This window comes from Pantoea sp. R102, assembly GCF_004916815.1.
Classification (GTDB): domain Bacteria; phylum Pseudomonadota; class Gammaproteobacteria; order Enterobacterales; family Enterobacteriaceae; genus Pantoea; species Pantoea dispersa.
On the sequence record NZ_SDFT01000198.1, the window covers coordinates 1 to 10,731 of the forward strand.

Consider the following 10,731-nt stretch of genomic DNA (forward strand, 5'->3'; position numbering starts at 1 on the left):
AGCCCTGAGCGCGCGGTAGATCTCAAAGTTGATGTCGCAGGCCAGGCTGATGAGGTGCCGCAGCTGGGGGGAACACTCCTGACAGGCCTTGTCCATAATCACCTCAAACAGCGAGGTGGCCATCTCGGCCTGGAATTCAGCCTGATCTAAATCCATGGGCTCACGCATTTTGGGCCTCCTGAACGGGCAGCGGGTCCGCGAAAGAGAGGTTAAGGCAGCGGACAGCCTGCTCTGAGCCGGCGCCGGTGCAGAGACGGAGCGGGGGTACAGACCGGTCCTGACGCGAAACGACCAGGAAGCGGTGCTGATATCTGGGGCGAGTTTGGGTATGCTTGTTCATAGCCATAACTGTTACCTCGACTAACGGTTTGGTTAGACGCCTCGGTAGTGGGTCCAAGCACTGCTGAGGCGTTGCCTTTTTTACCATCTGTATGTAATGTGTCATTACACATAAACACATTACAACCGGTGTAATTAACGTGTCAACACACAAAAATGAAAGACGTGGTAATCCTCCTTTCCAGTTTCGGCTTGATCCCGAATTGCGAGACATGATGGAGCAGGCGCAGCAGAAAGATGGCGACGAATCTTTAGCTGCCTGGATAAAGCGCATCATTCGCAAAGAGCTCCAGTCCAGAGGTATAGAAACCAAAGGCTGACCAGTTCTGGCAGCTGCCTTGATAACTGCAATGTTCTCTGTTCTGTCCTCCGGAGCCGCCTTATGGCTGGATGAAGGGTGAGTCTGGGCACTGCCAGTCAAGGCAGTCATTTTTTTACCAATCATTTCTGTTACTCCGAATCAGTCTTTAATCAGAGCCGCCGCGACAGCGAGGGTGATAGTGCAATTAATTCATCGCAAGAGCGCGCAAGTTATTTTCATTCTGATTTAGAAGAGGCTTTGCATGCATTTGCGCTCCCGTTGTGTTGGGTTTTATCGGCGTTTAAATATGGTGTAGCTGAGCGTGACGCATTGATGCGTTCTTCAATCCACGCATCGATCTCGCTTTCGATAAACGCAATCGCGCGGGCGCCAATTTTGACTGGCAAAGGGAAACGTTTTTCACTCATCAGGCGATACAGCCAGGCTTTGCTGTAGCCCGTGCGACGCTGAACTTCTGACAGGCGGATAAGTGATTCAGACATAGTGACCTCCTGATTCCTCGTGTGGTTTACAGGACTATTTCAGCAAGAAAAAAGAGGGAGATGTGGAAGCAGAGGTGAAATAACTGGAAGTGGAAACAAGCGAACTGGAAGTGTTCTGCTTGCATTCTGGAAGTGAAAGCCGATTTGGAAGTCTGCAGAAACAGTTTTGGAAGTCTCTCCTGGTCGATGGGCCAAAACTGGAAGTGTTCAGGGTTCTGTTTTAACAATATGACTTTTCAGCGCCGCTCTGAGTAAATCTGTCATCGCTTTACTGGTAATCTCTGTCCCCTTTCCATAGTCATTGATCGCCTTTCTCGCGGCTTCAACGACTGCACTCTTGTTCAGTCTGGCCCCTCTCAAATAACGACCGCCGGATTGTTCAAGAGCTACAGCCAGACCAGCAATCATCATCAGCGCCGTTTCCTTACCAGCAAAACGCCCCCATTTCACAGGCTCAGCGGCCAGAGTATTTATAGCTTCGTCAGCCGACAGGGGATCGGCTGATGCATTATCCGCCCCTTTACGAATCAGTTTCTTATATTGCTCGTAGAGCTCAATCGCAGCAGAGAGACCGTCGGAGAATTCGACGGGAACAGCCATGTCATTATGGAGCAGAAAAAGGATCAGCTCTGTTTTTTTGAAATAGAACCCTTCGTATATCTGGAACCCGTCCACCAGATAAATATCGGGACCAAACCCAGCGGATGCCTGAGGAAACTTACACCCGCTCGCAATTTTGCTGAGAAATTTTAAACTTTTATTTTCCAGGTCTTTATCGGATGTAAAGCCCTGGTCACGCGAATAGCGGTAAAAGCGAAACTCACACAGGTTATGAGGATAATCACCTTTAAAGGCTCGCATAGCCCGCACCATCAACAGTGCACCCTCACACATTGTGCGTTTGCTGGCTTCAGCAATAACCTCAATGGCATCCGTGAAATGCACGGCTTCAGCGTGTTCTTTATCCAGTTCTTCGAAGTTAATCTTTTGCATATGACGCACAGCATTCGTCAGCGATAGTGAGTAGATGAGGGGGCAGATGTTCAAACGTTTTCTGATTTCAGCCACCACACAGGCTGGCTGTTTTTTGTTCTTATAAAGTCTACTATCGTCTACTCAATGGGTCTACGGGTTCGTTCAGAGCCAGCCATCCGTACTCTGAGGCATGCCTGCCGGAATTCGGGCTGTTGCCTTTTCCTGCGATTCGAGAAAGTCGGCATACCACTGAAGCATCGCCCGGCGCCCCTCCAGATACTGGGCATGGTTATAGACCCCCCGGATAGTATTTTTATCAGCATGAGCCAACTGCGTTTCAATCCACGCCGTGTTGTAGCCCCGCTCATGAAGAATCGTGCTCATGGTGTGACGGAAGCCGTGCCCGGTGGCTTTTCCGTGATAACCGATGCGCTTGATCACCTGATTGATACTGGCTTCGCTCATTGTTTTTCCTGCGTCATTACGCCCGGGAAAAACAAAGCGACCGCGCCCGGTCAGCTGTTTTAGCTCTTCAAGCAAAGCCAGCGCCTGACTGGACAGCGGAACGATATGCGGGCGACGCATCTTCATTCGCGCCGCCGGAATCTGCCACAGGGCTTTATCCGGATCGAATTCAGCCCATTCAGCCGCCCGTAATTCAACTGTGCGCGTGCCGGTCAGCATCAGCAGCCTTGTGGCATACTGTGTCACTCTGCTGCCTGTATAGCCGCTGAGCGCGCGCAGGAAGTCACCCAGTTGGTCAGTGGTGAGATGAGGGAAATGCTTTTGCTTTGGCGCTTTCAGTGCGCCGGCGAGATCGGTAACCGGATTCTGTTCTGCCCTGCCGGTAATCACTGCATAGGTGAAAATCTGTCGGCATGCCTGCCGGGTTTTCTTCAGCTTATCCAGAACGCCACGCTGTTCCATCTTACGCAGTACGGAAAGCATGTCGGTCGTTTTGATTTCAGTAATGGCACGCCTGCCAATCCAGGGGAAAACATCTTTGCGCAGATATTCGAGAATGTCGTCCGCATAGCCCTGAGACCAGCCCTCACGCTTGTGCGCATGCCACTCCAGAGCCAGCTCTTCGAAACTGTTGGTGACAGCTACACGCTGTGCCTGCTTTTCAGCCTGCTTTACCTCACCCGGATCCTGTCCTGCAGCGAGCAGGCGCTTCGCCTCGTCACGTTTTGCCCGGGCATCAGCAAGAGGGACCTCAGGATATACCCCCAGTGATAACAGTTTTTCTTTGCCTGAGAATCGATACTTCAGTCGCCAGTAACGTGAGCCGCCGGGATGAACGAGCAAATATAACCCACCGCCATCGGACAGTTTGTAGGGTTTATCTTTGGGTCTGGCAGCGCTGACCTGACGGGCGTTTAGCTTCATTTTGGGGGTATCTCATTTCATTGAACGGGAGATACCCCCAAATGTACCCCCAGAATGATGTAGATTCCAGCAGATAAGGCTATGCCTCAGCAGACGCTGATTTAGATAAGATGCTTGTTTTTAAGGGATTTTGTAGACTTCAGGAGAGGTTAAAAGAAGAGAGAATGGCACGCCCTACAGGATTCGAACCTGTGACCTACGGCTTAGAAGGCCGGTGCTCTATCCAGCTGAGCTAAGGGCGCATAGAAGATGCGTCGGATTATACGTCGGCACGCTGGCGCGTCAACGTTTTTGCCGCCAACGGACGGCAGAGTGTCGAGGGAATGAACAATTCGCCTTAATGACGCTGACGCCACTCGCTCAGCGAGACCAGATTACTCACCTCCGCGGATTCCCCTTCCAGTTCAATCCCCTGCGGCGTAAAGCGCGCATTATACTGCTCGCGTAACGCATTCAGCTCCTGGCTGTCCGGCTCCAGCTGGCGCAGGAATCCCAGCGCCAGTAACAGCTGCTGACGTGAAATCAGGGCGGAGAACCCCGCCTTCGTCAGAATGTGATGCCAGCGCTGTGCGTTCTCATCGCTGCCATCAACAATCAGCACCTGCCAGATCAGCAGCACTGCCGCGCCATTATTGAGGTGCACTTCGTTGTCGCCGCGAATGTAATCGGTGAACTCGTTTGCCGCCTCTTTGCCCATCTGCGCAAGCAGCGATTCAACATGCACCGGCGGCAGCTGCAGCCGCTTGCTGAGCGCCTGTGCGGCGTGGCGCGAACCGGCGGTCAGCAGCTGAAATCCCACAACAAACACTATCGCCAGCGTGGCGAGCATCAACCAAATCATCACGTGTTCCACATCATTGCCTGGCGGGCATAATACGCGCTAAGCCTGGTGCGCGCCACGGCGAAAAATCGGGAAACCGGTCGCGTAAACGAATCTGTGACTGACAGCCGCACGCGCTTCTGACAGAATAGGCGCCATCCCCGATTTAACTCTCTACAGATGGATTTCCTCTCTGATGGCAGCAAAAATTATTGACGGTAAAACGATTGCGCAGCAGGTGCGCCTTGAGGTTGCCGAAAAAGTGCAGCAGCGTCTCGCTGCCGGTAAACGCGCCCCTGGCCTGGCCGTGGTGCTGGTCGGTGAAAACCCGGCATCGCAGATCTATGTCGCTAACAAACGCCGCGCCTGCGAAGAGGTCGGTTTTGTCTCGCGCGCTTATAACCTGCCCGCCAGCACCAGCGAAGCCGAGCTGCTGGATGTGATCGATGAGCTGAACAATGACGACGCTATCGACGGCATTCTGGTGCAACTGCCGCTGCCGGCCGGGATCGACAACGTCAAAGTGCTGGAGCGCATTACGCCGGACAAAGACGTTGATGGCTTCCATCCTTATAACGTCGGTCGTCTGTGCCAGCGCGCCCCTAAGCTGCGTCCGTGTACGCCACGCGGCATCGTCACGCTGCTGGAGCGCTATAACATCGATACCTACGGCCTGAACGCCGTGGTGGTTGGCGCATCGAATATCGTCGGTCGCCCGATGAGCATGGAGCTGCTGCTGGCCGGCTGCACCACCACCGTCACTCACCGTTTTACCAAAGATCTGCGCCATCACGTTGAGCATGCCGACCTGCTGGTAGTGGCAGTCGGTAAGCCGGGCTTTATCCCGGGCGACTGGATTAAACCAGGTGCGATTGTGATTGATGTCGGCATTAACCGGCTGGAAAGCGGCAAAGTGGTTGGTGATGTAGATTTTGCGTCAGCCTCTGAGCGCGCGGCTTACATCACGCCTGTACCGGGTGGCGTTGGCCCGATGACGGTCGCCACGCTGATTGAGAACACGCTGCTGGCGTGCGAGCAATATCACGATGTGGAGCAGGCATAATGGCGAGTTTTTCACTGGGTAAACATGCGCACGTTGATTTGTGCGATCTGCTGAAGCTGGAAGGCTGGGTGGAGAGCGGCGCGCAGGCCAAAGCGGTGATCGACGAAGGCGAAGTACGCGTCGATGGTGCCATCGAGACGCGTAAGCGCTGCAAGATTATTGCTGGTCAGACGGTTGAGTTTGCCGGTCAGCGCGTAACGGTTGTGGCCTGATTAGCCAGGTGCGCATGAATGCGCACCCTACACCAGTTAATTGCTGATGATAAAAAGGGCGAACCGCAGTTCGCCCTTTTTGTTATTTACGGCGCCAGCTTGATCCCTGCGGGCCATCTTCCACGATGACGCCCAGCTCGTTCAGCTTGTCACGCGCGATGTCCGCCTGCGCCCAGTCTTTCGCGGCGCGCGCATCGGCGCGGGTTTTCACCCAGTGTTCAATCTCTGCCACTTCATCGGCATTGACCTGTGCGCCACTCTGCAGGAATTGCTCCGGATCCTGCTGCAGAATGCCCAGCACATCGGCCAGCTGGCGCAGTTTCGCGGCCAGTGCATCGGCGGCGGCTTTATCTTCACCCTTCAGGCGATTGACTTCACGCGCCATATCAAACAACACCGAGTAAGCTTCCGGCGTATTAAAATCATCGTCCATAGCGGTACGGAAGCGGGCTTCAAACGCCTCACCGCCAGCCGGCGTCGCGCTGGCATCGGTATGTCGCAGCGCGGTGTACAGGCGCTCCAGCGCCGCGCGTGCCTGATTCAGGTTATCTTCGCCATAGTTGAGCTGGCTGCGATAGTGGCCGGACATCAGGAAGTAGCGCACGGTTTCCGCATCGTAGTGCTGCAGCACATCGCGCACGGTGAAGAAGTTGCCGAGCGATTTAGACATCTTTTCGCGATCGACCATCACCATGCCGGAGTGCATCCAGTAGTTTACGTACGGGCCATCGTGCGCACAGGTCGACTGCGCCACTTCGTTCTCATGGTGCGGGAACATCAGGTCTGAACCGCCGCCGTGGATGTCGAAATGAGTGCCAAGCTGTTTGCAGTTCATCGCCGAGCACTCGATGTGCCAGCCCGGACGGCCGTTGCCCCACGGTGAGTTCCATGCCGGCTCATCGGCTTTGGACATTTTCCACAGCACAAAGTCCATCGGGTTGCGCTTCACTTCCGCCACTTCCACGCGCGCGCCGGCCTGCAGCTGTTCGAGATCCTGACGCGACAGCGCGCCGTAATCTTTATCGCTCAGCACATCAAACATCACGTCGCCGTTATCCGCCACGTAGGCATGGCCGCGATCGATCAGCTTGCCGACCAGTTCGATGATCTCCGCGATGTGGCGCGTGGCGCGCGGCTCGAGATCCGGCGGCAGAATACCCAGCGCGGCAAAATCTTTGTGCATTTCGGCGATCATCCGGTTGGTCAGCGTTTCGATGCTTTCCCCGTTTTCGTTGGCTCGTTTAATGATCTTGTCATCGATGTCAGTGATATTACGCACGTATTTCAGCTTATAGCCCACGTAACGCAGGTAACGCGCGACCACGTCGAATGCCACAAAGGTACGCCCATGGCCGATATGACAGAGGTCGTAAACCGTGATTCCACACACGTACATACCGATTTCACCGGCATGAATGGGTTTAAATTCCTCTTTCTGGCGACTCAGGGTGTTATAGATCTTTAGCATTGAACGATTCCGTTGTTTACGTGTGCGGGATACGCCTTCTTGATGTAGCCGGTTATTGTGCCGTATTTTTCCGACTTGTGCATCGCTCGCTTCGCAACTGCCGTTGCCTTACTGACGCGTTATTGGAAATTGTGATATAAGAGGCGTCTACAAAAATGCCCCGCCGCCTTGCCGGTGCGGCAGTTGATACTGACGACAACCTCCACAGGACGAATATAATGGTCACTTTCCAGACGAACCATGGCGATATCGTAATCAAAACCTTCGATGACAAAGCGCCGGCTACTGTACAGAACTTCCTGGACTACTGCCGTGAAGGTTTCTACGACAACACCATTTTTCACCGCGTGATCAACGGTTTCATGATTCAGGGCGGCGGTTTCGAGCCGGGCATGAAGCAGAAAGCCACCAAAGCAGACATCCGCAACGAAGCCAACAACGGCCTGAAAAACACCAAAGGCACGCTGGCGATGGCGCGTACCCAGGCACCTCACTCGGCTACCGCACAGTTCTTCATCAACGTTGCCGATAACGACTTCCTGAACTTCCGTGACGAAAGCCTGCAGGGCTGGGGTTACTGCGTGTTTGCTGAAGTGGTTGAAGGCATGGACGTGGTCGAAAAAATCAAAGCAGTGAAAACCGGCCGCAGCGGCATGCACCAGGACGTGCCGGTTGATGACGTGATCATCCAGAAAGTGACCGTCAGCGAGTAATGTCGCGCACGCTGTTTATCGCAGATTTACATCTGTGTCAGGAAGAACCGGCAATCACTGCCGGTTTTCTGCATTTTTTGCAGCGGGAAGCGCAGCAGTGTGATGCGCTTTACATCCTTGGCGATCTGTTTGAAGCCTGGATTGGCGATGACGATCCTAATCCGCTGCATCAGCAGATCGCCGACGCCCTGCGTGCCCTGCCGGTACCCAAATTCTTTATTCACGGCAATCGCGACTTCCTGTTAGGTCAACAGTTCGCCCGCGCCAGCGGCATGACGCTGCTGCCCGAAGAGCAGGTGCTGGAGCGCTATGGTCAGCGCGTGCTGATGATGCACGGCGACACGCTATGTACTGACGATCACGGTTATCAGCGTTTTCGCGCCAAAGTGCATCAGCGCTGGCTGCAGCGGCTGTTTCTCGCGCTGCCGTTGCGTCTGCGCATGCGCATCGCTGCGCGGATGCGGGCCGACAGCCAGCAGGCCAACCAGCACAAGTCACTGAGCATCATGGACGTCAACCCGCAGGCGGTAGCCGCGGCGCTGACGCGCCAGCAGGTGCCGATCCTGATTCACGGCCACACCCATCGTCCGGCGATTCATCAGTTCGAGCTCGCCGGCACGCCTGCGCAACGCGCGGTGCTGGGCGCGTGGCATGAGCGCGGATCGATGATTCAGCTGGACGCACAGGGCGTGCAGTTGATCGAATTTCCTTTCTGATTGTTTGCGGCGGAAATGCCGGTTTTCCGCCCACGCAACCGTTTTCCTTGCCGCTGTCTCGTGCTATTCTCTGTGCCCTTCTTTACCTGCCCGCCCGGCCAGGTTCGTTTGATTATTCACAGGAGTTGACCGCATGTCATCCAACGCCGCCCCGGCCCGTATCGCCATCGTCATGGGTTCCAAAAGTGACTGGGCTACCATGCAGTTCGCCGAGGAAATCCTTAACAGCCTGGATGTCCCGTTCCACGTTGAAGTGGTCTCTGCGCACCGTACGCCAGATAAGCTGTTCAGCTTCGCAGAGCGCGCAGCCGACAACGGTTTTCAGGTGATCATCGCCGGTGCCGGCGGTGCGGCGCACCTGCCAGGCATGCTGGCGGCGAAAACCCTGCTGCCGGTGCTGGGCGTACCGGTACAGAGCGCAGCGCTGAGCGGCGTGGACAGCCTCTACTCCATCGTACAGATGCCGCGCGGCATTCCGGTCGGTACGCTGGCCATCGGTAAAGCCGGTGCCGCCAACGCCGCACTGCTGGCGGCGCAGATCCTGGCGATTCACGATCGCGATCTGGCTGCACGCCTGGCCGCCTGGCGTCAGAGCCAGACCGATGAGGTGCTGAATAATCCGGATCCGCGGGAGGACGCATGAAGCCAGTTTGCGTACTCGGCAACGGTCAGCTGGGCCGCATGCTGCGCCAGGCCGGCGAACCGCTGGGCATCGCCGTGTATCCGGTCGGGCTGGACGCGGAGCCGTCAGCACTGCCGATCGCGCAAAGCGTGATCACCGCGGAAATCGAGCGCTGGCCGGAAACCGCGCTGACGCGCGAGCTGGCTAACCATCCGGCGTTCGTCAACCGCGATATTTTTCCGCGCCTCGCCGATCGCCTGACGCAAAAGCAGTTGCTCGATCAACTCAACCTGGCAACCGCGCCGTGGCAGTTGCTGGCTGAGAAAAGCGAGTGGCCGGCGGTATTTAGCACGCTGGGCGAGCTGGCGATCGTCAAGCGCCGCACCGGCGGCTACGACGGCCGCGGTCAGTGGCGCCTGCGCGCCGACGAAACCGCAACGCTGCCGGATGAGTGTTACGGCGAGTGCATCGTTGAGCAGGGTATTAACTTCGGCGGTGAAGTCTCGCTGGTGGGCGCGCGCGGGCACGATGGCCGCACGGTGTTTTATCCGCTGACGCACAACCTGCATCAGGACGGCATTCTGCGGACCAGCGTTGCCTTCCCGCAGGCTGATGCCGCGCAACAGCAGCAGGCAGAAGCGATGCTGAGCGCGATCATGCATGAGCTGAATTACGTGGGCGTGATGGCGATGGAGTGTTTCGTCACGCCGCAGGGCTTGCTGATCAATGAGCTGGCACCGCGCGTGCACAACAGCGGCCACTGGACGCAGAATGGCGCCTCAATCAGCCAGTTTGAACTGCACCTGCGTGCCGTGCTCGGTCTGCCGCTGCCGCAGCCGGTGGTGTTTGCGCCGTCGGTGATGGTCAACCTGATTGGCACCGACCTCAATACCGACTGGCTGCAGCAGCCGCTGGTGCATCTGCACTGGTACGACAAAGAAGTCCGCGCCGGACGTAAGGTCGGCCACCTGAATCTGACCGACAGCGATCCGGCACGCCTCACCGCCGCACTCAATGCGCTGGTACCGCTGCTGCCTGACGCCTATGCGAGCGGCATAGCGTGGGCCGTGGCGAAGCTGTAGTTCCGCGGTGTTCCCCTCACCCTTGCCCTCTCCCCCAGGGAGAGGGGATTATACGGTGCGATTTTTCCGTTTGACGCTCACCTGAACGTTCTGAAGTGCAGAATCACTCATACGGGCTCGATCGGCTCCCTCTCCCGTGGGAGAGGGAACCATGCGCTGCGATTTTTCAGTTTGACACTCACCTTAACGTTCTGAAGTGCAGAATCACGCATACGGGCTCGATCGGCTCCCTCTCCCGTGGGAGAGGGCTGGGGTGAGGGCATCAGGCAGCGTCAAACCGCCTGAACAGCGCTTTCCCCTTCAGTAAGCGGACACCCAGCCAGCCGCCGCACAGCGACAGCAGCGCCGCGCCACACAGCGGCAGCGCCAGCCATAGCGTCCAGTCCGGCTGCCACGGGAAATCAAAAATCTAACGCTGAAGTCCCCACAGTGCCGCTTCCGCCCCCAGCGCCGCCGCGATTCCCGCGACCACGCCAAGCAGCGCAAACTCACACCACAGCGTGCCGCGCAGCAGGCGCTGGCTGGCAC

Annotated in this window: 11 protein-coding genes, 1 tRNA gene and 2 pseudogenes; 7 read left to right on the plus strand and 7 right to left on the minus strand. The window is 56.5% G+C overall.

From position 1 onward, the window contains the following. Window positions 1-479: 479 nt before the first annotated feature. Window positions 480-659, plus strand: coding sequence for a hypothetical protein (locus ERD80_RS18840; RefSeq protein WP_136548049.1), 180 nt, complete (start codon window positions 480-482; stop codon window positions 657-659). Between the two features lie 313 nt (window positions 660-972). Here ERD80_RS18840 and ERD80_RS22920 read toward each other — a convergent pair. The 5 genes and pseudogenes from ERD80_RS22920 to ERD80_RS18865 all read right to left on the minus strand — a co-directional run. Beyond that, window positions 973-1,143, minus strand: a pseudogene (locus ERD80_RS22920) (AlpA family transcriptional regulator); the annotation flags it as partial. A gap of 207 nt (window positions 1,144-1,350) precedes the next feature. Continuing rightward, complete coding sequence (locus ERD80_RS18850; RefSeq protein ID WP_136548053.1) at window positions 1,351-2,136, minus strand: hypothetical protein; 786 nt, start codon at window positions 2,134-2,136, stop codon at window positions 1,351-1,353. Window positions 2,137-2,280: 144 nt separating this feature from the next. Continuing rightward, window positions 2,281-3,507, minus strand: coding sequence for an integrase arm-type DNA-binding domain-containing protein (locus tag ERD80_RS18855; protein ID WP_136548055.1), 1,227 nt, complete (start codon window positions 3,505-3,507; stop codon window positions 2,281-2,283). Window positions 3,508-3,672: 165 nt separating this feature from the next. After that, window positions 3,673-3,749 (minus strand) — tRNA-Arg (locus ERD80_RS18860). 95 nt (window positions 3,750-3,844) lie between these two features. Beyond that, window positions 3,845-4,348 (minus strand): DUF1198 family protein, encoded by a 504-nt coding sequence (locus tag ERD80_RS18865; protein ID WP_058769413.1) that lies wholly within the window; start codon window positions 4,346-4,348, stop codon window positions 3,845-3,847. Between the two features lie 175 nt (window positions 4,349-4,523). On the opposite strand from ERD80_RS18865, the gene folD reads away from it, so the two are divergent. Both folD and ybcJ read left to right on the plus strand, forming a co-directional pair. Further along, the gene (gene folD / locus ERD80_RS18870) at window positions 4,524-5,390 is read left to right on the plus strand and encodes a bifunctional methylenetetrahydrofolate dehydrogenase/methenyltetrahydrofolate cyclohydrolase FolD (protein WP_021508629.1); all 867 of its coding nucleotides are present in this window, start codon (window positions 4,524-4,526) and stop codon (window positions 5,388-5,390) included. Next, the gene (gene ybcJ, locus ERD80_RS18875) at window positions 5,390-5,602 is read left to right on the plus strand and encodes a ribosome-associated protein YbcJ (RefSeq protein ID WP_058781236.1); all 213 of its coding nucleotides are present in this window, start codon (window positions 5,390-5,392) and stop codon (window positions 5,600-5,602) included. The genes folD and ybcJ overlap by 1 nt, the downstream gene beginning before the upstream one ends. An 82-nt stretch (window positions 5,603-5,684) precedes the next feature. On the opposite strand, the gene cysS is transcribed toward ybcJ, so the two are convergent. Next, a complete protein-coding gene (gene cysS / locus ERD80_RS18880; RefSeq protein WP_021508630.1) occupies window positions 5,685-7,070 on the minus strand; it encodes a cysteine--tRNA ligase in 1,386 nt (461 codons plus the stop codon). A gap of 218 nt (window positions 7,071-7,288) precedes the next feature. Between cysS and ppiB the strand changes: the two genes are divergently transcribed. The 4 genes from ppiB to purK all read left to right on the plus strand — a co-directional run bounded on the left by ppiB (window position 7,289) and on the right by purK (window position 10,203). Continuing rightward, on the plus strand, window positions 7,289-7,783 hold the full coding sequence (ppiB, locus tag ERD80_RS18885; RefSeq protein ID WP_021508631.1) for a peptidylprolyl isomerase B: 495 nt from the start codon (window positions 7,289-7,291) through the stop codon (window positions 7,781-7,783). Continuing rightward, window positions 7,783-8,499: a UDP-2,3-diacylglucosamine diphosphatase gene (locus ERD80_RS18890; protein WP_136548059.1), complete on the plus strand. Its 717-nt coding sequence runs from the start codon at window positions 7,783-7,785 to the stop codon at window positions 8,497-8,499. Before ppiB ends, ERD80_RS18890 begins: the two co-directional genes overlap by 1 nt. Before the next feature lie 133 nt (window positions 8,500-8,632). Then, complete coding sequence (purE, locus tag ERD80_RS18895) at window positions 8,633-9,142, plus strand: 5-(carboxyamino)imidazole ribonucleotide mutase (protein WP_021508633.1); 510 nt, start codon at window positions 8,633-8,635, stop codon at window positions 9,140-9,142. Beyond that, window positions 9,139-10,203 (plus strand): 5-(carboxyamino)imidazole ribonucleotide synthase, encoded by a 1,065-nt coding sequence (gene purK / locus ERD80_RS18900; RefSeq protein WP_136548061.1) that lies wholly within the window; start codon window positions 9,139-9,141, stop codon window positions 10,201-10,203. Before purE ends, purK begins: the two co-directional genes overlap by 4 nt. A 262-nt stretch (window positions 10,204-10,465) precedes the next feature. Here purK and ERD80_RS18905 read toward each other — a convergent pair. Then, window positions 10,466-10,731 (minus strand): annotated as a pseudogene (locus ERD80_RS18905) (ABC transporter permease); the annotation flags it as partial.